This window comes from Bradyrhizobium sp. WSM1743 (assembly GCF_000473065.1).
Classification (GTDB): domain Bacteria; phylum Pseudomonadota; class Alphaproteobacteria; order Rhizobiales; family Xanthobacteraceae; genus Bradyrhizobium.
This window is the reverse complement of the sequence record NZ_AXAZ01000101.1, coordinates 1-21,309: the sequence shown is the minus strand read 5'-3', so window position 1 is coordinate 21,309 and position 21,309 is coordinate 1. Positions and strand designations below refer to the sequence as shown.

Sequence of the window (21,309 nt, the reverse complement as noted above, 5' to 3'; positions counted from 1 at the left end):
TGCGATTTAGTCGTGTAGAACGCTTCGAAAACGCGTTCCTCACTCGTCGGGTCGAGCCCCGGGCCCGAGTCTCGCACGGCGACACGTAAATCGCCCGCAACGTCCCTTTCGGTACTGATCAGCAGCTCCCGCGTGCCGTTCTCAACGNTGTTCACGGCNTCGATGGCATTGAGGATNAGATTCAGGAGCACCTGCTGGAGCTGAATGCGCTCACCTTCGATCGGCGGCAGGTCCTCCTCCAGTTGCGTCTGTACCGAAATCTTATGCCTCACCGCCTCGCTTCGGACCATGGCNACGACGTCCAGCACGGCTTCGTTGAGGTCGATGCGGCTTCTGGGTACCGGCGCTTTCCTGACCATAGCNCGGATNCGGTGGACGATCTCGCCAGCTCGTCGGCTATCTGCGACNACGTGCTCGAGGGACTCGCGGGCCTTANTTAGATTGGGCGGGTNATTGCCCAGCCAGTTCAAGGCGGCGTCCGCATTGGTCAGCACAGCCGAGATCGGCTGATTGACTTCATGGGCAATCGAGGCCGTCAGCTGCCCAATGGTCGCGACACGACTGACATGAGCGAGTTCGACCTGNGTCTTTTGGCGTTCAATGACAGCCTTCTTGAAAATTTCGACCGCACCGGCCATGGCGCCGATTTCGTCACGCCGATCAATCCCGGGCACGTCGATGCTAGTGTCGCCCTTGGCCAATGCGGTCATGGCGCCGGTCATTCGGGTGATCGGCGTCGCGATAGCGCGCGTGAGTAGCATGCCCATCAAAACCGCGATCATGAGCGAGGCTGCGGCGCCAAGGGCGGTCGTCGTGTATGCAGTGGCGTAAGCCTGCTTCTGCACGGCGTCGCGCCTTGCCAACAGATCGCGCTCAACTTTCTCGATTTCGCTCGCCTTGGCGCGGATTGCGTCCATGGCAGCGTTGCCGCTAGACCCTTCTAGCCTGCGCGCTTTTTCGCGAATCGCGGGGTTCGCCATCAGCGCGATCTCCCGCTCAGCGGTCTCGATGCGCCAGGCTTCCGCCAGCTTGTTTAATTCATCGAGCCGGTTTTGCTGGTCTTGATTATCCGAAGTCTGTGCTCTAAGTTTCCGGATCGCCGCGATGAAGTTGTCGCCGCCAACGCGGTATGGGTCCAAGAATTTCTCGTCGCCGCTGAGCAAATAGCCGCGCAGACTCGTTTCTTGATCAAGCGCTGCGGCCACAGCCATCTCTAGTGTGTCCAACACGTCAGTGGTATGGACCCGCCAGTTTTTGGCCTCTTCGATGACGCCAAGTCTGTCGTATACGATTGCGCCACTCACAAATATAACTGCTATCACGGCTGCAAACGCGGCCACCAATTTGTGCAAAATCGGTAAATTCGAGAAAGGGGGCACTTGACCCTCCAGGTCGATATACGCGGCCCGACCAGACAGCTAGCGCGACATTGCTCCCAAGCGATGGCATTCGCAAGAATTTGGCATGGGACTGTGATAGGGCAAAGCGGCGCAGCCTCTGCGGAGCGGAGCTCAGACAGTATCTCTGGACAACGGGCGTTGGCATTTCCGTGCCGTCGGACACAACAGGGCCGTCATATGGACGCGACCTTCATGACATCCAATGTTCCGCGAAAGATCATCTCAACTGCGACATACAGAATGACGGCCAGTCCGACGTAAGCGAGCCATCGGTGAGTTTGCAGAAGGCCGGCAATGAAAGAAGCGGCCATGCCCATCATCGCGATGGAAAGCCCCAGGCCGAAAATCAGAACCACTGGGTGCTCGCGCGCCGCCCCTGCGACGGCCAGGACATTGTCGAGAGACATGGAAGCGTCGGCCACGATGATCTGCCAACTCGCTTGGAAGAGTGTTTTGCGGGGGTTGCTTTCTGCAAGGGCTCCTATGGTCCCTTTCCAAACTGTGGGCCCTGCGGGGGACGTGCGCAACTCTCTCCACATCTTCCAACATACCCACAACAACAGGATCCCCCCAGCGAGCAGAAGGCCGACGATTTGCAGGATTTGCGTCGCTATCGCCGCTAAGAGAAGGCGCAGTATCGTCGCGGCGACGATCCCGATCAAAATGGCCCTGGCTCGTTGAGCTTGAGGAAGTCCCGCTGCAGCAAGGCCGATGACGATGGCGTTATCGCCAGCGAGCACAAGGTCGATCAGAACGACCTGCAAGAGTACGCTAAGAACATCCGTCTGGAGATAGTCTATCAAGGGTCATGGTCCCAGGTTCCGCTCCGAGCGAGGGCGTATTTATCTGCAGGTCGACCATACGGGTTACCTCCAAAGCAGGGCAGCCAATACAGCTCCAGGTAACTATCCCCGGCAGCGGCGTCCGAATGTTGTCCTGCGGGCTGCCCGAAAAGCAGTGCTACTTGATCTGGCTCGCCAAAAATCGCCGCGGCGCAACCGATCATTGTGAACGCACCTGCGATATCCCATAGAGAAATTTTTCCGACCGTCGCAGTCCCTGACTTAGCCAGGGCCAAGAGCGCGGTGATCATCGCGTCCGAGAAGAAGGCTGAGCGCTGGCAAGACGAGTTGCGAATCCAGAAGGAGTATTATCGAGAGGGCGGGAGCCGCGACCAGGATGCTCAACAGCGCGAATATGCAGAATGTCTCCCGCCAACGAGCATTCCTGTTCCAACTTGCATGAGAAGCGATCATTTGACCCTCCTGCATACGAGCATCTTATAAGGGCCACTTACTTGCGGAACCACCCTGGGCCAGTTGGCAGTTTTTGCGTCTTTGCACCTAGTGTTTTTTGGTCCTATGCCGCCGACCCTCAATCAGCGTAAGTACGCCGGCGGTCATGACGGCAACAACGACGATGGCTGCCAGCCCCTCGACCGAGGCCAAGGTTTCAAACCACTTGCTCCAAAGCTCAATCATGTGCTGGCTTCTCTTAAGAGCGCACCCACGATCGATAAAATGGCCTCTCTAAAAGACGGCCCGTGCAATCAGAAAGACAATGCTACGCATCGACGCGCGCGTTTTAACCGCGCGGCAACATGACACGAGCCGTTTGGCACGCACGCCATCCATCCTTCTGTTGGAACGAGCCCTGACGGCGCGAGTGCAACTGGTTCGAGCAGCGCGTGTGGTTCGACGCCCTCGAAACGGAACCACACTCTGCGGTTCGCTCGGCCTCAACACGCCGAAGCGCAAAGCTGGGAACCAAGGGATCATATCCCCCGTGTGTCTGCGATGCCCCACGTCCGAATTGGGGTCAAAACCTGACGGTCGACGGGTAGCGCGGCAAAGCCCGCAATGGGCCCAGGAGCTGACTTGCGAGAAGTGGCAGCTGTTGGTGCAAAGCGGACGTCCGGTCGGACCGCACGCCGGAGTGTCGAAGCGCAAGTAGAAATGCGTCGAATTGGTAGGCGGCGGTCGAGGCGCTGATGCTGGTGGCCGAGCGCGGCGGCACAACGATGTTCGCAGGCATCGGCGTGGGCGGCTCGCGGCACCGCGCCAGAAGCGGGCAAAGAGACGATTCGAAGGCTGATTGCGATGATCCTCTTGCGGACGTTGCAGATGCTCTCAATAGTGCGGCTTCGCGGCTATCGGGCTTTGCACACGAAAGACGGGCGGCGCCCACTGCAATTCAAATTCCTTGAGGCCGCAATCCATTACGGCTTGACGGTGGCCTGCCAGCCTTCGCTTGGTCAGGAAGCGACCCATCTCCCCGTGCGGCAACGTCAGTTGCGCCATCGTTCTGCAATGCGGTATCAATTCGGTAATACTCCTCGCCGCGGGCAGCGCGCCGCGATATATTTTCGTTCGGAAGGACTGCTAGGCCCCAAGGTTTATGGGCATCATGGTCAACCCCACGCCCAGAATGCGGAGAGTGCTACGGCAAGCGCACCTGTACGGCCGTTTGGTCGCACATGATGGGAAATTGTACTATCCCGGCGGTAACCACCGGTTATGCAGTGAAGAGACCGCGATCGCGATGGTAAAGGCAGGCTGGCTCAGGCATCGCGGCGAGGACTATGAAATTACATCCGACGGCATAAGGGCCGATGCGCGGCGTGAATAGCTCAATCTGACCGGCGCGTCCGCCTCGCGCGGAAACGGCAGTGATATGCAGGCTCAGACCGAGAGAGTTCCACAACCACGAGTGTGCCCCCGAGGCATCGATAATTTACGGGCGAAATCTGACGTCGCCGCGACGGCGATGCCCGAGGGAAAGATAGCTGATCTATTGCTGCGACGTTTGCTCGCCGCATGTCAGTGGCGCCATGCCGCAACGCCGGCTGTTAGCCGCCAGCTAACCGGTCTGCCACTTGCGTGGCCGGCGTGGACTGCGTTTGAGGAGGCAGCGAACCTCTAGAATGGACTGCCAGCCCAGTGCCAGCGGCAAGAACAGCTATTGCGATCGCAGCGAGAGATTGAGTCCTCATGGCGATGATCCTGTCATCACCCCCATAACTAACCGGACAGTCTCAGAAATGGTTCCCGAGGCGCCTAGAGGCCTCAGAGGCCAGTCTCCGCTTTGATTCGCATGCCGGAAAATTATCACGCCCACCCAGCCCACCAGCGGCAGGGTCAGCGCCCGGTATTGCGCGATACAAAATGTCGTTGCGGGGACGCGCGACTGCCCGCCTGACGATATCTTACGACCTTGTTTCCCAATCTTGCCTCGCGCAAGCGACCGCCGGCGAGCTCGCTGGACATGAGGCTAATCCGGAGTGAGCGGCTTGCGTAATGGTCAATATTTCGGCCGTAATTGGCCAAGCTCCCAAAATGATTTCGTTCCACAGGGGATCTCCGCGCGCAGGCAGTGAGGTTCACTAGCCGCGGTCGCCCACCGCTCCACTCATTCGCTGCGCGTTCGCTCTTTCTTCGTGTGTGATACCTTTGTGTAGTGTACGATTGTTCGGACATCGAGAGCGAGCGCCAGGCCATGAGAGGCGTCACGGAGTGGCTTGAGTCAATCGGCTTATCGGAGTACGCCCGGCGCTTCGCCGAAAACGGCATTGACCTCTCGGTCGTCCGCGACCTGACAGAACAGGATCTAAAGGAGCTGGGCATCCTGCTAGGTCATCGGCGCAAGCTGGTGCGCGCCATCGCAGAGCTTGATGACGAAGTTAGGCCTCCGGCTAAAGCCGAACTTTACCTGAGCCGACCGGATGAGGGTGAGCGGCGTTATCTTACAGTGATGTTTTGTGACTTGGTTGGCTCCACAGCCCTTGCGGCGCGATTGGACCCGGAGGATATGCGAGCGCTGATTGGCGCGTATCACAGCTGCATCACCGAAGCCATAAGCCGCTATCAGGGAAAGATAGCCCGTTACATGGGCGACGGGGTGCTGATCTATTTCGGCTATCCGAAAGCGCATGAGGATGATGCCGAACAGGCTGTGCGCGCCGCCCTTGTAATCATTGATGCCGTAGCGAGCATCCGGAATGTCGCCGCTGCCCTCGAGGTTCGCGTCGGCATTGCGACAGGCACTGTGGTGGTCACCGAGCTTCTGATTGGGAGTGTTCCGGCGGAGCAAGCAGTTGTTGGTGAGACGCCGAACCTCGCCGCGCGGCTACAAACGATGGCCGAGCCAGGATCTGTGCTGATCTGCGCGAGGACGCGCCGGCTCGCCGGGGGAGAGTTCGAGTACTGCGAGCTAGATCCCGTCGCGCTGAAAGGCTGGGCGGAGCCGGTCCGGGCCTATCAGGTGCTGCGGACTAGCGGTGTCGAGAGCCGATTCGAGGCGATGCACACGACCAAGCTGCCACCGTTGTTCGGGCGTGACGAGGAGATGGAGCTGTTGTTTCGCCGCTGGCGACAAGCTGTACAGGAAGAAGGTCGGGTGGTGACACTTACCGGCGAGCCAGGTATCGGCAAGTCCCACATTGCGTCGGCGCTTAACGAGCGGCTTCAGGGTGAATCCCACGCCACCCTGCGCTATTTCTGCTCCGAGCATCATACCCACAGCGCATTGTTCCCGTTCATCAGCCAACTCGAACGTGCGGCCGGATTTAAGCACAGCGACTCGCCTCGGGAGAAGCTATCCAAGCTGGACGCTCTGTTGGCGCAATCCACACGTAATCCCGAACACTTGGCAGTCTTGGCAAACTTGTTGGTGCTGCCGGCGGATGATCACCACCGGCTGCAGGACCTCACTCCACAAAAACGTAAAGAGAAGACCTTCGCAGCACTATTGGCCCAGCTTGATGGATTAGCGGCGAGGCAGCCGGTCTTACTCATTTTCGAAGATGTGCATTGGATTGATCCAACCTCGCTTGAGCTGCTAGCAGCTACGGTGGAGCATGTGCCGCAGCTTAGGGCACTGGTGCTGATCACGGCGAGAGCCGAATTCACTCCCCCCTGGCCGAGTTATCCTCACACCACCATCATCCCGCTCACCCGACTTAGCCGACGTAACGGCACAGCGTTGGTCCTGCGGGTGACCGGAGGCAAAACCCTCCCCAAGGAGGTAATGGAGCATATTCTCGCACACACCGATGGCGTGCCCCTATTTGTCGAGGAATTAACGAAGATGGTGTTGGAAGGCGGGCTTTTGCGAGAGCGTGACGGGGAATATGTTCTTGAGGGGCCTCTGCCGTCATTCGCAATCCCAACCACCCTGCAGGCTTCGCTGATGGCCCGCCTTGATCGGTTGTCACCGGTGCGGGATGTGGCTCAAATCGGTGCTGTCGCGGGGCGAGAATTTCACTACGAGCTTGTGAGCGCCGCCGCCGCGCTGCCGAAGCAGAGGTTGGACGAAGCTCTTGATCAGTTGGTCCGTTCGGAACTGATGTTCCGCAGGGGTGAAAATCCACACGCGGTATACACGTTCAAGCACGCTTTGGTGCGAGACGCCGCATATGCTGGGCTCCTGAAGAGCCGCCGCGTGCAACTGCACGCCGCTATCGCGAAGGCACTCGAGCAGAAATTCCCCGAAGCTGTACGAACGCAGCCCGAGATTATTGCATACCACTATACTCAGGCGAAGAATCACGAACGGGCCTTACACTACTGGTCCGAAGCAGGCAGACAGTCAGCGGCTCGCTCGGCGCACAATGAAGCGGTCCGTCACCTGAAGCAAGGGTTGGATCAGATTCCGCAGATCGACGACCCGATGCTACGCAACAAGTCGGAGTTGCTGCTTCAGATAGCACTCGGCAACGCTCTCCGGGCAACTAAGGGTTGGAGCACCGACAGCGTGAAGCATGCGTACACGCGAGCGCTTCAACTCTGCAAAGAGAGTGGGCTTGACGAACATGTCTTGCCTGCGATCTTTGGCTTATGGACGTGGAACTTCGTTCACGCATCGCTTGGTGAAGCTCAAGCCCTTGCAGAACATTTGCTGGATAGTGCCGAGAGGGCGGATAACTCGGTTTTCAGGGTTCTTGCCCACGAGGCTGTAGGATTTACCTTGTTTGCACAGGGGAAATTTGCCGATGCTCACGCGGAGCTGGAACGTAGTCTTGGCCTGTGTGAGGACAGTAAGGCTGCAGAATACCTTGACCTGTCGGCACAAGACCCCCGAGTTCATGTACGGGCATACGACGGCATGACCCTCTGCTTGCTCGGTCATCCAGATCGAGCTTTGCGAATGTGCACGGAGGCACGCCGATACGCAGATGCATCTCAACATCCCTTCAGTGAGGCAATCGCACGAACGATAAGCCTTCGCGTGCATCAGCTTCGGGGCGATGCCACCGCTGTCGCCGCGGAGGCGAACGTCGCAGTTGCGTTCTGCGAGGAACATCAGTTTGCGCACTATCTGGCCATGGCTCTGATTTTGCGGGGATGGGCAAGCGCTTACCAAGGCAACTTTGAGAAAGGTCTCGCCGAAATTCAGGAGGGCTTGGAACAAGAACGCGCCACTGGCGCGCTATTATTTGAGTCTTACGCTTTGGGCCTATTGGCGGATGCATGCATAGAGCACGAACACTACGCGAAAGCGCTCGACTTTCTGAAGCAGGCGCAATTGAGGCTCAATGAGGAGAATTGCGAACGCTTTTACGAGGCTGAGATATATCGTTTGTTCGCCGAAGCCTACCTCCGATCGAATCAGGACTTGGATCACGCGGAGTGCTACTTTTCTAAAGGCCTTGATGTTGCGCACGAACAGAAAGCGAAGTCCCTGGAACTTAGACTTTGCTTGAGCATGTGTGACCTGAGCGAACTGAGACACAACGCAGACAAGTGTCGCTTACAACTCGGCGAGATTTACGGATCGTTTAGCGAAGGTTTTGAAACTCCGGATCTTGTCAGAGCCAAGGCAAGATTAGAAAGCGCTTGGTAATGATCAGCTTTGGACTTCTTTGGATCGAAATGCGACCGGGAGAGGAGGGCCGCTTCTGGCGCAAAGCAGGACATCCTGCGGACACGCCACTTCTGCTTCGGGGTCATTTGCCGACCTCTCGGCAGCAAGCGGCAAATCGGCTCCACGGCCCCGGAGCAGACGAAGGCTGGCAGCCGCTCCGCTGCAGGTGCCCGCCCGAGCCCACTCTGAGAGTGCCGATTAGAAGGCTTCTACATGTCGGATGATGCTCTGGTTCTAACCGCTTGCGCTCAACTCAACTACGCGAGGCTGTTGCACAGCGGCTTTCATTTGTGGTCGTGACGATTTCGATCACGCGACCCCGTCGCCTTTTCAACGAGACCGCGCCCCATAGGTCGGCGGCGGCGCCTGCACTGTCGGCGCCGCGGCGGCGAACAGCTCGTCCTTGCGGCCCGAGAGCGGCGGATAGATGCGCTTGCGGTTGATGGTCTCTTTGGTTGCTTTGGCGGCCTGACCAGCGTTGCGCACCTCGCGATCCCACCCCTCGGTGTAGAGCGCGCCCCAGGCGCCGAGATCGAGCACGGTCACGTACCAGTCGATCCGCAGCGGCAGCATCGGCAAGCCGGCGAGATCGGCCACCACGTTGTGGCCCGCGAAGCGGCCCATGGGCCGGGCGAACTGACAGGACATCACGGTCGGATGCAGCCCGTCGATCACGCTCGAGGCAACATCGCCGGCCGCGAACACGCCGCCGACATCCGCAACCCGCATCAAGGGGTCGACAAGGAGCCGGCCGAGGCGATCGCGTCCGCCCGGAAAGCTCGTGGCGAGCCGGCTTGCACGCATGCCCGCACACCAGATCACCGACTGCGTCGGAATGGACTCGCCCGAGTTCAGGCGGATGCCGGCGGCCTCGATCGACGCGACACGCACACCGAGCCGTGTCTCGATGTCGAGTGCAGCCAAGGCCGTCTCGATGACGGGACGCGCATGCGCACCGATGCTGGCGCCGACCGCCGGATTGGGATCCACCAGGATGATGCGGCGGCTGCCGGTGATGCCCGCACGCGCCAACCGGTCGGGCATCTCGGCTGCGACTTCGATGCCCGTGAAGCCGGCGCCGACCACGATCACAGTTGAACGCCCCGGCGACGGCGCGCTGCGTCCGAGCGAAACCAGATGATCTTCGAGGCGGAGCGCCGCAGCATAGGTGTCGACATCGAAGGCGTGCGCGGCGAGGCCGGGAATGTCGGGGCGCATCACCTCACTGCCGAGCGCCAGCACGAGGCGGTCATAGCGCAACGTCTCCTTACCGCTGCTGGTGACGAGCGAGATCTCGCGCCGTGCCGGATCGATGGCCTCGACCTCGCCGATGCCATGGCTGACACCGATCGGATCGAGCAATTGCCCGAGCGGAAGCGCGACCTCGCCGAGGTCGGCCTCGTAGTTGCGCACGCGGATATTGTGATAGGCGTTGCGGTCGATGAGGCGGATCTCGATGTCACCGTTCGCGCCGATCTCGTCGCGCTTGCGCGCGGCGCCGATCGCCGCCCACAGGCCTGCAAACCCGGCGCCGAGCACGACGATACGCGCCATGACCGCCTACTGCACTTTCCTAAGCAATCCTGCGGTCTGCCCGCGCGGGCAAATATAGCTCAACAGCCCGCATCGACCAAATGCGGCATTGCCGCGCCGCTGCACAATATCGCGACTTACGCCTCGCGCAGCTCCGACGGCGTCGCGCCGAAACGCTTGCGGAAGGCGCGGTTGAAATAGGACAGATCGGAGAAGCCGGAGGAATGCGCGATGTCGCTGATCTTGCGCGCCCGGGCACGGGGATCGCCGAGCAGCTTGCGCGCGTGGAGCAGGCGCTGCTCCAGCACGAATTCGGTGAAGGTCGTGCCGGCCTGCTCGAACAGACGCTGGGCCTGGCGCGGGCTCAGCCCCGAGCGCGTCGCGACTTCGGCGAGGCAGAGATCGTTGCGGCCGAGTCCGGCCATCACATCGGCGCGCATGAGATCGAGGCGAGCGGCCGCCTGCCCGCGGCCGCGTGCGCGGCTTGCATGCTCCGCATCGGTGCCGAGCAGGAGACCGACGAGATCGACCATATGCTGCGCGGTCAGGCGCTGGCCGACCGCATCGAGATGCGGCGCCTGGTTGGCGGCGAGCGCATGGTAGCGGAAGATGGTCTCGGCGACCGCGCCGTCCGAGAGCACCTGCGAGAGCTTGTCCTCGGCGCGCGGATTGATATCGAGCAACGCACGGCGCGGCATGCGAATGGTGGTGAAGCGGTCTGCATCGGTGTGGCCGACGGTCCCGGTCACGCTCATGTCGACGAGCACCATCTGTGCGGGCGCGAGCTCGACGGTGTGGCCGTTCTGCCCGACGCGGACGAGCCCCGCATGGGCCGATATCAGGACGAGATCGTCGCTGCCGTCGGCAAGGTGGCTCTGCGTGCGGGAATATTGCGCGGAGGCGCCTTCCGGAATGGCGAGCGCGATGTTGTCGACGACGCTGATCTGCAGCCGGCAATCGATGCTGTCGCCATGGCTTGGCCCGATGTCGAGGCCGCAGGGACCGACGGCGCGCTCGCGCCAATGTTCGAATGCGGCGCCGTGCGGCAGGCCTGCATATTGGTGAAGGAAGATGCCCGGCGTTCTCGCTGCATCCATCTGATTTTCTCGCCCTTTCCGGCATCGCGGACTTCAAATTCCGGGGATTTGACGCCGCGAACTGAGCGGAGGTTCAAAGCGGGGGCGGATTCAGGGGCACTTGTCGGGATGCGACGGCGAGATGGACCATGGCGACAGCAAGGCGCCCTTGTACCCCGCATGGAGCAAAGCGGAATGCGGGGACAGTGGTCCCGGATGTCGCTTTCGCTCCATCCGGGCTACGCACCTATTTTTTCGCTGGCGCCTGCGGCTGCGCCGGCGGCACGGTCTCGATCAGCTTGCCGGAAAACACCGGGGCCGAGGTCGGCTGGCCGTTCGGCGAGCCGCCGGCCTGCTCGACGGTCACGGCGTAGGTCGCGCCGTTGACGACCTCGGCATCGTAGGAGGCAAGCAGCGGACGCGCGGTGAAATCGCTGGCGCCGATGACACCGAGCGAGCGCGGGCGCGGCAGCTTGTCCGAGATCAGCCAGAGCTCGAAGCTCTTGCCCGGCTCCGGCGTCGCGCCGACCTTGCGCACCGTGAAATTCCGCGTCGCGCCGTCGATGGTGAGGATGAAGGCGGGGCCGCCGCCCTGTCCCTGCAGCAGCGCCACATATTGCGCGGAGGCGGCGAGCGGCGCGGCCGGGGTCTTCACCTCGACCGTCTGGATGCGCGGCGCGGGACGCAAGGCGCCCGGCAGCGCGTCGGGCAGGAAGATCTGGAGCGACAGCGTGACGAGCAGCGCGGCCGCAAGCGCCGCGGCGGCGGATGCGACGTTGCGCCAGCGCTTCACGCGGCCCTCGAGGCTAACCACATTGCTGTCGTCGACGCCCGGCGCCTGCGGCGCGCGAACGACGTCCGGATCGGGCGCATGGACCTGCGGCATGAAGATCGGCGCGACGTCTGGAATGGCGTCGGGCTCGCGGCGCGGTGCTTCGGCCTGTTCCGGCTGCTGTTGCCCCGGCGCTTCCGGTGAAGGCTCGGGCAATGCAGCGTCTGGCAGAGAGAGCTCCGGCACAGGCGGCACAGGCGGTGGTGGCGAACCCTCGGCCAGCGCGGGCGGCTCCTGTGCCAGGGCCGTGCGCGCGATCTCGGACCTGATGTTCTCCCACACGATCGGACGCGGCTCGACCGAGCCGACCATCTGGTTGAGAGCGCCGAGCCGGTAGGCCCAGGCCTGCACGATCTCGGCGAACGCCGCATCCACCGCCATCATGGTCTCGACCTGCGCGCGCTCATCGGCGTCGAGCGTGCCGAGCGCATATTCCGCGGCGAGCGCGATATGGTCCTCCGTGTAGGCCATCAATTGCAGTCCAGAACCACCCTCATCATCCAAGCGATCACAGTCCGAGGCACTCCCGGATATCCAACATGCTGCGCCGGAGCCACGTCTTCACCGTGTTGACGGGCGCGACAAATTTCTCCGCCAATTGCTCGCGGCTCCAGCCGTTGTAATAGGCGAGAAGCACGAGCCTCTGACGATCCGGCTCGAGCCGGCCGATACATTCCAGGAGCCGCTTCAGCTCCTCGGTCATCTCGCGGCGCGCCAGCGGATCGGGACTCTCGGCCGCAACCTCCATCGCCTGAGGCTCTTCCTCGATGGAGACTTCCGATTTCTTGCGCACGATGTCGATCGCACGGTTGCGTGCGATCGAGGCCATCCACGTGATCGGCGACGACAGCGTCGGATTGAACTGGCCGGCGCTGTTCCAGATCTTGACGTAGGTCTCCTGAATGACCTCCTCTGCGAGATCCTGCCGACGCAAGATACGGAGCACGACGCCATAGAGTTTCGCGCGCGTGGCGGCGTAGAGGCGCTCGAACGCGGCCTGATCGCCCCTCGCCACCGCCTCGATCAGCTCGACCAGCTCTGCCGGCGTCAGCATTCAGCCCCCTGAAACGCGGCCCCGTTGCTTCCCTTCACCTCTCCCCGACGGGGAGAGGTCGATTTGCGCAGCAAATCGGGTGAGGGGGTGCAGGGCTAACGAGAGACCGTCACCCCTCACCGGCGCTCCGCGCCGACCTCTCCCGAGGGAGAGGTGGGCACCGCCGTCGCTGGCACAGCATTCATTCCCGCTACCATAGCGCGCGGCAAAGCCGACCACCAAGGGGCGCGGCGCCACGCTGTGGACAGCAGATACGAAAACCCGGACCTTGCGGGTCCGGGTTTGGCAAATTCCTGGATGGTCTGGCTGCTGGCGCCGTCAGGCGACGGCGCCGATGCGGGCGCGCATCAGGCCGATGCTGTCGAGGTCGGCCTGCTCGCGGGCATTCTCCTCGGCGCGCTCGCGGGCCTGGTCGCGCTCGTCGAGGAGCTCGACCTTCTTCAGCTCCTCGAAGGCCTCGGCCAGCGCGGCCTTGGCTTCATCGAGCTGACCCTTGAGCTCGTCGGCCGAACGGGTCAGGTTCTCGCGGCGCTGGATCGCGGCTTTGGCATAGGTCGGATAGGCGAAGTGCGAGGGATCGTTGATCCCGGCGCGCTCCTGCTCGGTCTGGATCTCGCGTTCGAGATCGACCGACATCCGCTGGAAATCGGCGATCATGGTCTCGATCTGGGTGACCCGGCGGCGCTTCTCGTCGACCTGAAACTTCTTCAGGCGGATGAGCGTATCTCGTGACTTCATCGACTCGTACTCCCCAGAAGTCCCCCCGCTGCACGTGGGACGGCACCGGTCACCCCAAAGGCCCTGTTAGGGCCAAGACCGGCTCTGCTACTCTGTGGGGTCGGATGATGACCTGACAAAGTTAGCGTTCCGTTTCCAAATCGCCCAGGATTTGCGCCAATTGGCGGTAGCCGTCCGCGAGTGATGCATTTTCGTCCTTGCGCTGGCGCAGGAAGGCCTCGAGCGGCTCGTGCAGGCGGATCGCCTCGTCGACCTCGGGGCTGGAGCCGGCCCGGTAGGCGCCGAGCCGGATCAACTCCTCCATGTCGGCATAGGTCGCCATCACCTGGCGCGCCCGCTGGATGACGGGCCAGAACTGCGGATCGGCCGATTTCGGCATCGTGCGCGAAACGGATTTGAGGATGTTGATCGCGGGATAGCGGCCACGCTCCGCGATCGAGCGCTGCATCACGATATGGCCGTCGAGGATGCCGCGGACGGCATCCGCGATCGGCTCGTTGTGGTCGTCGCCGTCGACCAGCACCGTGAAGATCGCGGTGATGGCGCCCTCGCCCAATCCCGGCCCGGCACGCTCCAAGAGCTTCGGCAACTCGGTGAAGACGGTCGGCGTGTAGCCCTTGGCGGTCGGCGGCTCGCCGGCGGACAGGCCGATCTCGCGCTGGGCCATGGCAAAGCGCGTCACCGAGTCCATCAGGCAGAGCACGTCCTTGTCCTCGTCGCGAAAATACTCGGCGACCGCGAGCGTCAGGTACGCCGCCTGGCGGCGCATCAGGGCGGGCTCGTCGGAGGTCGCGACCACCACGACCGAACGCGCAAGGCCCTCCTCGCCGAGATCGTCCTGCAGGAATTCCTGCACCTCGCGGCCGCGTTCGCCGATCAGCCCGATGACACTGACATCGGCATCGACGTTGCGCGCCAGCATCGACAGCAGCACCGACTTGCCGACGCCGGACCCTGCGAAGATGCCCATGCGCTGGCCACGGCAGCAGGTGAGAAACGTGTTCATCGCGCGCACGCCGAGATCGAGCGGGCTGCCGACGCGCTTGCGCGAATGTGCGGGCGGCGGCGTATTGCGGAACGGCATCGGCGAAGAGCCCTGCGGCAGCGGTCCCTTGCCGTCGATCGGCTCGCCCAGCGCGTTGACGACGCGGCCGAGCCAGGCTGCGGACGGCCGCACCTGATTGGCGGCATTGGCAATGACCGCCTTGCAGCCGCGGCGCACGCCGTCGAGGCCGGCGAACGGCATCACGACAGCATTGTTGCCGGAGAAGCCGATCACCTCGCAGGGAATGGTGCGGTTGGCGCCGGTCTCGATCACGAGCCGCGCGCCGACCGACATTGCGTGAATCGGACCGGCCACCTCGACCATCAGGCCGCGCACGCCGACCACGCGGCCGTAAATGTTGATGCCGTCGATGTCGCCGATCTGTTCGGCAAGAGCCTTCATCGGTGAGCCTTCATTAAGGGGCGCGCCCAGGTCATCCGGGACTTCACGGTGAAACTCTTAAGTTTCGCCATATTTCTGAACGGCGCTTAACTTCGTGTTTACCCGCATCATTAATCATTGCGTCACTGTCTTTGTGACTGAGCGTGACTCCCCTTCAGAAGAAGGCCGAGTCGCGGGAGTCGGTTAGGCCCGTCTCTTAAAGTGGAGCTTGAACGGAATCGGATAACGAAAGCTGCTTCGCGCGCAAGACCTTAGGGCGATTCGACAAAAATTGCACCGGGGGGACTTGCGTTCCAGAATCAGAGTTTGTTAACCATCTGTTGTCAGGATCCGAATCAGTTGTTCAAAGGCGTTTTGTTGAGTGCCGCGAATGCGGCCGACCTGACGCCCAGGAGCGGCGACTATGGGGAACTGGCATGCGCGTTTTGCTGATTGAAGATGACAGCGCCGTCGCGCAGTCGATCGAGCTGATGCTGAAGTCGGAGAGCTTCAACGTCTACACGACCGATTTGGGGGAAGAAGGCGTCGATCTCGGTAAACTATACGATTACGACATTATTCTCCTCGACCTCAACCTGCCCGACATGTCCGGCTACGACGTGCTCAAGCAGCTCCGGGTCTCCAAGATCAAGACACCGATTCTGATCCTCTCCGGCCTCGCCGGCATCGAGGACAAGGTCAAGGGTCTCGGCGTCGGCGCCGACGACTACATGACCAAGCCCTTCCACAAGGACGAACTGGTGGCCCGCATCCACGCGATCGTGCGCCGCTCCAAGGGCCACGCCCAGTCGGTCATCCAGACCGGCGACCTCGTCGTCAACCTCGACACCAAGACGGTGGAAGTCGGCGGCCAACGCGTGCATCTGACCGGCAAGGAATATCAGATGCTGGAGCTGCTCAGCTTGCGCAAGGGCACGACCCTCACCAAGGAAATGTTCCTCAACCATCTCTATGGCGGCATGGATGAGCCCGAGCTGAAGATCATCGACGTCTTCATCTGCAAGCTCCGCAAGAAGCTCGCCAACGCCTCCGAGGGCCGCAACTTCATCGAGACCGTGTGGGGTCGCGGCTACGTGCTGCGCGAGCCGCACGAGGCCGACGAGCGCATCCCCGCCTGATCTTCTGGGTTTACGTCGCGAGCCCTGTCAGGCTCGCTCCTCCCAGCCTGGACCCCGCCGCAAATGGCGGGGTTTTCGTTTTTGGGGGCAGCTTCATCCGAAGCTTAAGGTTTGAACCGCTACGCTCTCCCCGCCGACGAATGGTCGCTGCACGATGGGGGAACGATGATCCTGCAATCACTCGCCGGCCTGCCCGCCTTCCTGGTCTATTTCTGCACCGGGCTGATCGCGACCGTGGCCTATCTGTTCGTCTACACCCGCATCACGGCCCATAACGAATTTCAGCTCATCCGGGATAACGAGCCGGCCGCGGCGATCGCGCTCGGGCTCAGCCTGCTCGGCTTCGTGGCGCCGCTGGTCAGCGCCATCGCGCATTCGGCCAACGTGCTGGACTGCCTGATCTGGGCGACGATCGCACTGGTCGTGCAGGTCATCGTGTTCTTCCTCGTAAAAGTTCCGGTGTCCAATCTGTCGGCGCGGATCTCCGCCGGCGAGCTTGCGCCGGCGATCTGGCTCGGCCTGTCCTCGCTCGCCGCCGGGCTGCTCAACGCCGCCAGCATGATCTACTGACATGGCCGACAAGCTCTCCAAGAAGGAGTTCGGCAAGCGCCGGCCGGTGGCCGAGCTGCCGCCTGCGCGGCCGCCGGTGAAGCGCTCCGGCCATGTCGCGCTGCTGGTGATGGGCACGATCGCGGTCGGCACCACCGCCTACACCTTGATGCCGCGGCAGACCTGCGAGCCCACTCCGGGAGCCGTGCCGGGGCAGACGACCACGACATGCACAAGCAGCAGCAGTTCGTCAGGCGGCAGCAGCTCGCGCTGGTCGTCGCGATCGAGCTTCTTCAGCGGCGATTCCTCGAGCCATTCCCCGTCGACAACGTCGTCGTCCGATTCCGGCCACAGCAGCGTGAGCCGCGGCGGCTTCGGCTCGTTCGGCCACGGCTTCTCGGGCGGCGGCTAGCGCATGATCCGGAAAAGTGGCCGCCGGTTTTCCCTCGCGACAAACGCGGAACGCGTTTGCGCGGAGATCATGCGCAGGAGATAACATGCAGCGCATCACCTGTCTCGAGCGCGACGACTGGCGAGAGACCGCAGCGAAATGCGGCTTCGTCTTCCACACCATCGACGGCGAGCGCTATTGGGACGAGCGCGCCTATTACGGCTTCACGCTGGACGAGATCGAGCGCGGCATCGAGACGCCGACCGGCGAGATCGACGCGATGTGCCTGGAGCTTGCCGGCCGCATCATCGGCGACGAGCGCCACTTGCGGCGCCTGAAGATACCGGAAGCGTTCTGGGGCCTGATCGCAGAGAGCTGGAAGCGCGACGACCGCAGCCTCTATGGCCGGCTCGATTTCAAGTTCGACGGCAAGTCGCCGGCAAAGCTGCTCGAATACAACGCGGACACGCCGACCTCGATCTTCGAGGCCGCGGTGTTTCAATGGACCTGGCTCGAGCAGGCGATCGAACGCCGCGTCATCCCGTCGCGAGCCGATCAGTTCAACTCCATCCATGAGCGGCTCATCGCGGCGTGGAAGGAGATCGCTAGCGGCCGCCACGTCCATCTCACCGGCATCACCGGCAACGAGGAGGACGCCGGCACGCTCGCTTACCTCGAAGACACCGCGCGCCAGGCCGGCCTCTCGACCAGGCTGCTCGACATCGAGGAGATCGGCTGGCGCGACGAGCCTGGCGGCTTCGTCGATCTCGACGATGGCGACATCGCGCTCGCATTCAAGCTCTATCCCTGGGAATGGATGTTCCACGATGACTTCGGCGCCAAGCTGAAGGACGCACCGACGCGCTGGATCGAGCCGCCGTGGAAGGCGGTGCTCTCCAACAAGGGCATCTTGCCGCTGCTCTGGGAGATGTTTCCAAACCATCCCAATTTGCTGCCGGCCTTCTTCGAGGACGATTCGCGCGCCGCCGAGCTCGGCACGTCCTATGTGCGCAAGCCGCTGCTGTCGCGCGAAGGCGCCAATGTCACGCTGGTGTCCGGCGGCGTGCCGCTCGACGAGCAGGCAGGCCCCTACGGCACCGAAGGTTTCGTGCGCCAGGCATTGTCGCCGCTGCCGAATTTTTCCGGCTTCTATCCGGTGGTGGGAAGCTGGCTGGTGAACCACGAGCCGTGCGGATTGTCGATCCGCGAGGACGAGAGCCCGATCACGGGCAACCGCTCGCGGTTTCTGCCGCACGCGATTTTGTGAGGGACCGTCATTCCGGGGCGCGACAAAGTCGCGAGCTCGGAATCCATAACCACAGGCGGATGAAAGGGCCCACGTCTAACCGCCTGCCTATTTCGATGGCCTGTGGTTATGGATTCCGGGCTCCGCGCTCACGCGCGGCCCCGGAATGACAGAGAGACCTCACCTCGCCGCGGCGAGCTTCAGCGGTTGCGGCATCAGCCCGCCCATCGGACGGCCGGAGCGCGCGGGGTTGAGCTGATAGAGGCCGCGGCGCTCGGCGAGGGGACGGAACGCGTCGGTGATGCCGACGACGGATTCGGCAGCCCCGAGCAGCAGCGTGCCGTCGGCCTCCATCGCCTTAGCCATCCGCTCGAAGATCACCGCCTTGGTGTCCTGATCGAAATAGATCAGCACGTTGCGGCAGAAGATCACGTCGAACGTGCCGAGATGGGAGAAGTCCTGCAACAGATTGAGCTGGCGGAACTGCACCATGGCGCGAATGTCGGCGTTGAGCTGCCAGAGTTCGCCGACCTGCGTGAAGTACTTCATCAGGTGCTGGATCGGCAGGCCGCGCTGCACCTCGAACTGGGTGTAGACGCCGGCCTTGGATTTCTCCAGCACCTCCTCCGACAGGTCGGTGGCGACGATCTCGACGCGCCAGCCGGTGAGGGCCGCGCCCATCTCCTTCACGCACATTGCGATCGAATAGGGCTCCTGCCCCGTCGACGAGGCCGCCGACCAGATGCGAATCGACTTGCGCGCGGCGCGTGCCTGGATCAGGCCAGGCAAAATCGTTTCGCGCAGATGGTCGAACGGAATCCTGTCGCGGTAGAAGAAGGTCTCGTTGGTGGTCATGGCTTCGACCACGTCGGTCGCAAGCCGGCCGTCGCCGTTCCTGATCTTCAGCACGAGATCGGGGATGCCGGGAAGGCTTGCCTTGCGGGCGAGCGGCAGCAGCCGGCTCTCGACCAGGTATTGCTTGTCGGCGGAGAGATCGAGACCGGAGCGCTCCTTCAGGAACTTGCGCAGATAGTCGTAATCCGCGGGTGTCACGAGCGGTCTCCTGCGAACAGGCGATTGACCTTGGCGCCGATCTGGTTGAGCGGCAGGATCGCCGCGCAGATGCCGGCATTGGCGGCCGCGCCCGGCATGCCCCAGACCACGCTGGAGGCTTCGTCCTGCGCGATCACGCTGCCGCCGACGGCAACGATGTCCTTGCCGCCGCGCATGCCGTCCGATCCCATACCCGTCAGGATCACGGAGAGGATGGCGCCATGCCAGATGTCGATGGCGGAGGTGAAGAGCGGATCGACCGCAGGCTTGCAGAAATTGACGGCGGGACCGTCGTCGAGCGCGATCACGACGTCCGCACCGTTGCGCGCGACGCGCATGTGCTTGCCGCCGGGCGCAAGATAGATCCGTCCCGGCTTAACTGGTTCGCCATCGACCGCTTCGCTCGCCGGCCGGCGGCTCGAACGCGCCAGATGCTCGGCAAGGATGGTGGTGAAGGTCGGCGGCATGTGCTGCGTGATCAGCACCGGGAAGCGGTCGATCACCGGCCCGAGCTCGGTGACGAGCGACATCAGCGCCTGGGGACCGCCGGTCGAGGAGCCGATCAGCAGCACTTTTGGCACTTGGGTCGAGAACGGACGCGTGGTGAGCGCGCCTGACGACAGGGCATGCACGGCCGGAGCCGGAGCGGGCGCAGCGGGCCGCGTGACAGCCGGAGCGCGCGCGGCCGGAGCCGGGCTCGCCGGCGCGAGCGGCGGGCTCGCAACCGCGGGCTTGCGACGCAGCCGCGCGCCGAGATGGCGGATCTTCTGGATCAGGTCGTGGTGAAAAATATCCGCAGCCGCCGCCTCGCGCGTCGACTCCGGCTTGGGGATGTAATCGGCCGCACCCAGCGACAGCGCCTTCAAGCTGATCTCCGCGTTGCGGCGGGTCAGCGTCGAGGCCATGATGATGACGAGATTGCGCTTCTTCGCCAGCAGCTGCGGCAGCGCCGAGAGGCCGTCGAGCTCGGGCATCTCGATGTCGAGCACGGCGACATCGGGGTTGATGCGTTCCAGCTGGTTGACCGCCTCGAGCCCGGTGCGCAGCGAGGCCGCGACCTCCATGTCGTGCTCGGCGCCGATCCAGCGCGAGATCAGACCGCGGATGACGACGGAGTCATCGACGATCATCACCCGCAGCAGTCCGGCTTCGCGCGACGTGCCCGTGGTCGAATTACCTGCGAACGCAACACTCATTACTCACCAACTCAGACTGAAACGGTTCAGTTGAAAACAAGCGCCGAAGGATCCGTTCAGCCTCCGGGCGATCGCTCAGATCAGGCCGACTTCCTGGAACTTCGCCGTCACGATGTCCTTGTCGAACGGCTTCATGATGTACTCGTTGGCGCCGGCGTGCAGCGCCCGCGCAATGTGCGCGACGTCGTTCTCGGTGGTGCAGAACACGACCTTGGGCTGGTCGCCGCCGGGCATGCGCCGGAGATGGCCGAGGAACTCGTAGCCATCCATCACGGGCATGTTCCAGTCGAGCAGCACCGCGTCGGGCAGGCCGCGCTTGCAGGCCTCCAGCGCCTTCTCACCGTCCTCGGCTTCGAGGATCTGGAAGTCGAGGCCCTCCAGGATCCGGCGCGCAACCTTGCGGATGACGCTGGAATCATCAACGACGAGACAAGTTCGCATGTGAACCTCTGCTTCCTCCCCTTTGCGGGGACACTTCCAATTGCAGGTCCGCCGGCGGCAGGGCCGCCGTATCAGGCCGCCATCATTTCGGGCGCGAGCTCGAGGACGCGATCGACGTCGAGCACGACCATGAGCTGGCCGTCGAGGCGGTGGACGCCGCCGGCGAGCTTGGCCATGCGGGGGTCGAGGTTGACGGGGTTCTCCTCCTTGCCGTCCTCGGGCAGGCGCAGCACCTCGCCGATCTGGTCGATCAGCAGGCCATAGGATTCGCCGCGCAGGTCGACGCCGACCGCCATCGCCGTCTTGCCGTCCTCAGGTCTCGGCAGGCCGAGCCGGGCCCGCATGTCGACGACGGTGACGATGCGGCCGCGCAG

At 62.8% G+C, this 21,309-nt stretch carries 19 protein-coding genes; 6 read left to right on the top strand and 13 right to left on the bottom strand.

Going from position 1 to position 21,309, the window contains the following annotated elements; translation table 11 throughout:
- The 3 genes from YU9_RS44895 to YU9_RS48460 all read right to left on the bottom strand — a co-directional run.
- A partial coding sequence (locus YU9_RS44895) for a CHASE3 domain-containing protein (RefSeq protein ID WP_156952320.1) occupies positions 1-1,379 on the bottom strand: 1,379 nt, incomplete at its 3' end.
- 194 nt (positions 1,380-1,573) lie between these two features.
- Entirely contained in the window at positions 1,574-2,203 is a 630-nt protein-coding gene (locus tag YU9_RS0135775) for a TerC family protein (RefSeq protein WP_027577040.1), read from the bottom strand.
- A 540-nt stretch (positions 2,204-2,743) separates the two neighbouring features.
- Positions 2,744-2,881: a hypothetical protein gene (locus YU9_RS48460; RefSeq protein WP_156952319.1), complete on the bottom strand. Its 138-nt coding sequence runs from the start codon at positions 2,879-2,881 to the stop codon at positions 2,744-2,746.
- Positions 2,882-3,390: 509 nt separating this feature from the next.
- On the opposite strand from YU9_RS48460, the gene YU9_RS48455 reads away from it, so the two are divergent.
- Entirely contained in the window at positions 3,391-3,606 is a 216-nt protein-coding gene (locus YU9_RS48455; RefSeq protein ID WP_156952318.1) for a hypothetical protein, read from the top strand.
- Between the two features lie 1,289 nt (positions 3,607-4,895).
- Positions 4,896-8,240, top strand: coding sequence for an AAA family ATPase (locus YU9_RS0135750; protein WP_027577037.1), 3,345 nt, complete (start codon positions 4,896-4,898; stop codon positions 8,238-8,240).
- Between the two features lie 351 nt (positions 8,241-8,591).
- Here YU9_RS0135750 and YU9_RS0135745 read toward each other — a convergent pair whose 3' ends face one another.
- The 6 genes from YU9_RS0135745 to fliI form a co-directional block, all read right to left on the bottom strand.
- Complete coding sequence (locus YU9_RS0135745) at positions 8,592-9,815, bottom strand: NAD(P)/FAD-dependent oxidoreductase (RefSeq protein ID WP_027577036.1); 1,224 nt, start codon at positions 9,813-9,815, stop codon at positions 8,592-8,594.
- A 116-nt stretch (positions 9,816-9,931) separates the two neighbouring features.
- Positions 9,932-10,891, bottom strand: a complete 960-nt coding sequence (locus YU9_RS0135740) for an AraC family transcriptional regulator (RefSeq protein ID WP_027577035.1) — start codon at positions 10,889-10,891, stop codon at positions 9,932-9,934.
- Between the two features lie 226 nt (positions 10,892-11,117).
- Entirely contained in the window at positions 11,118-12,173 is a 1,056-nt protein-coding gene (locus YU9_RS0135735; protein WP_027577034.1) for an anti-sigma factor domain-containing protein, read from the bottom strand.
- A gap of 37 nt (positions 12,174-12,210) precedes the next feature.
- Entirely contained in the window at positions 12,211-12,756 is a 546-nt protein-coding gene (locus tag YU9_RS0135730; protein WP_027577033.1) for a sigma-70 family RNA polymerase sigma factor, read from the bottom strand.
- Positions 12,757-13,074: 318 nt separating this feature from the next.
- Positions 13,075-13,494: a flagellar export protein FliJ gene (gene fliJ / locus YU9_RS0135725; protein ID WP_011084990.1), complete on the bottom strand. Its 420-nt coding sequence runs from the start codon at positions 13,492-13,494 to the stop codon at positions 13,075-13,077.
- Between the two features lie 121 nt (positions 13,495-13,615).
- A complete protein-coding gene (fliI, locus tag YU9_RS0135720; RefSeq protein ID WP_027577032.1) occupies positions 13,616-14,941 on the bottom strand; it encodes a flagellar protein export ATPase FliI in 1,326 nt (441 codons plus the stop codon).
- Positions 14,942-15,357: 416 nt separating this feature from the next.
- Here fliI and ctrA point away from each other — a divergent pair, with 416 nt between their 5' ends.
- From ctrA to YU9_RS0135700, 4 genes are all read left to right on the top strand, one after another.
- Complete coding sequence (ctrA, locus tag YU9_RS0135715) at positions 15,358-16,059, top strand: response regulator transcription factor CtrA (RefSeq protein ID WP_016848562.1); 702 nt, start codon at positions 15,358-15,360, stop codon at positions 16,057-16,059.
- A 165-nt stretch (positions 16,060-16,224) separates the two neighbouring features.
- On the top strand, positions 16,225-16,629 hold the full coding sequence (locus YU9_RS0135710; RefSeq protein ID WP_027577031.1) for a DUF350 domain-containing protein: 405 nt from the start codon (positions 16,225-16,227) through the stop codon (positions 16,627-16,629).
- A 1-nt stretch (position 16,630) separates the two neighbouring features.
- A complete protein-coding gene (locus YU9_RS0135705; RefSeq protein ID WP_027577030.1) occupies positions 16,631-17,020 on the top strand; it encodes a hypothetical protein in 390 nt (129 codons plus the stop codon).
- Between the two features lie 85 nt (positions 17,021-17,105).
- On the top strand, positions 17,106-18,266 hold the full coding sequence (locus YU9_RS0135700; RefSeq protein ID WP_027577029.1) for a glutathionylspermidine synthase family protein: 1,161 nt from the start codon (positions 17,106-17,108) through the stop codon (positions 18,264-18,266).
- Positions 18,267-18,425: 159 nt separating this feature from the next.
- Here YU9_RS0135700 and YU9_RS0135695 read toward each other — a convergent pair whose 3' ends face one another.
- The 4 genes from YU9_RS0135695 to YU9_RS0135680 all read right to left on the bottom strand — a co-directional run.
- Complete coding sequence (locus YU9_RS0135695) at positions 18,426-19,298, bottom strand: protein-glutamate O-methyltransferase CheR (protein WP_027577028.1); 873 nt, start codon at positions 19,296-19,298, stop codon at positions 18,426-18,428.
- Positions 19,295-20,494, bottom strand: coding sequence for a chemotaxis response regulator protein-glutamate methylesterase (locus tag YU9_RS0135690; RefSeq protein WP_027577027.1), 1,200 nt, complete (start codon positions 20,492-20,494; stop codon positions 19,295-19,297). Before YU9_RS0135690 ends, YU9_RS0135695 begins: the two co-directional genes overlap by 4 nt.
- 75 nt (positions 20,495-20,569) lie before the next feature.
- Entirely contained in the window at positions 20,570-20,935 is a 366-nt protein-coding gene (locus tag YU9_RS0135685; protein ID WP_007600538.1) for a PleD family two-component system response regulator, read from the bottom strand.
- 71 nt (positions 20,936-21,006) lie between these two features.
- On the bottom strand, positions 21,007-21,309 hold a 303-nt coding region (locus YU9_RS0135680), incomplete at its 5' end, for a chemotaxis protein CheW (RefSeq protein WP_027577026.1).

Excerpts from the sequence above, each read along its gene's own strand:
- YU9_RS48455 (WP_156952318.1), top strand. The coding sequence starts at position 3,391 with ATGCTGGTGGCCGAGCGCGGCGGCACAACGATGTTCGCAGGCATCGGC.
- fliJ (WP_011084990.1), bottom strand. The coding sequence starts at position 13,494 with ATGAAGTCACGAGATACGCTCATCCGCCTGAAGAAGTTTCAGGTCGAC.
- YU9_RS0135735 (WP_027577034.1), bottom strand. The coding sequence starts at position 12,173 with ATGGCCTACACGGAGGACCATATCGCGCTCGCCGCGGAATATGCGCTC.
- fliI (WP_027577032.1), bottom strand. The coding sequence starts at position 14,941 with ATGAAGGCTCTTGCCGAACAGATCGGCGACATCGACGGCATCAACATT.
- ctrA (WP_016848562.1), top strand. The coding sequence starts at position 15,358 with ATGCGCGTTTTGCTGATTGAAGATGACAGCGCCGTCGCGCAGTCGATC.
- YU9_RS0135705 (WP_027577030.1), top strand. The coding sequence starts at position 16,631 with ATGGCCGACAAGCTCTCCAAGAAGGAGTTCGGCAAGCGCCGGCCGGTG.
- YU9_RS0135700 (WP_027577029.1), top strand. The coding sequence starts at position 17,106 with ATGCAGCGCATCACCTGTCTCGAGCGCGACGACTGGCGAGAGACCGCA.
- YU9_RS0135730 (WP_027577033.1), bottom strand. The coding sequence starts at position 12,756 with ATGCTGACGCCGGCAGAGCTGGTCGAGCTGATCGAGGCGGTGGCGAGG.
- YU9_RS0135710 (WP_027577031.1), top strand. The coding sequence starts at position 16,225 with ATGATCCTGCAATCACTCGCCGGCCTGCCCGCCTTCCTGGTCTATTTC.
- YU9_RS0135740 (WP_027577035.1), bottom strand. The coding sequence starts at position 10,891 with ATGGATGCAGCGAGAACGCCGGGCATCTTCCTTCACCAATATGCAGGC.
- YU9_RS48460 (WP_156952319.1), bottom strand. The coding sequence starts at position 2,881 with ATGATTGAGCTTTGGAGCAAGTGGTTTGAAACCTTGGCCTCGGTCGAG.
- YU9_RS0135750 (WP_027577037.1), top strand. The coding sequence starts at position 4,896 with ATGAGAGGCGTCACGGAGTGGCTTGAGTCAATCGGCTTATCGGAGTAC.
- YU9_RS0135690 (WP_027577027.1), bottom strand. The coding sequence starts at position 20,494 with ATGAGTGTTGCGTTCGCAGGTAATTCGACCACGGGCACGTCGCGCGAA.
- YU9_RS0135745 (WP_027577036.1), bottom strand. The coding sequence starts at position 9,815 with ATGGCGCGTATCGTCGTGCTCGGCGCCGGGTTTGCAGGCCTGTGGGCG.
- YU9_RS0135685 (WP_007600538.1), bottom strand. The coding sequence starts at position 20,935 with ATGCGAACTTGTCTCGTCGTTGATGATTCCAGCGTCATCCGCAAGGTT.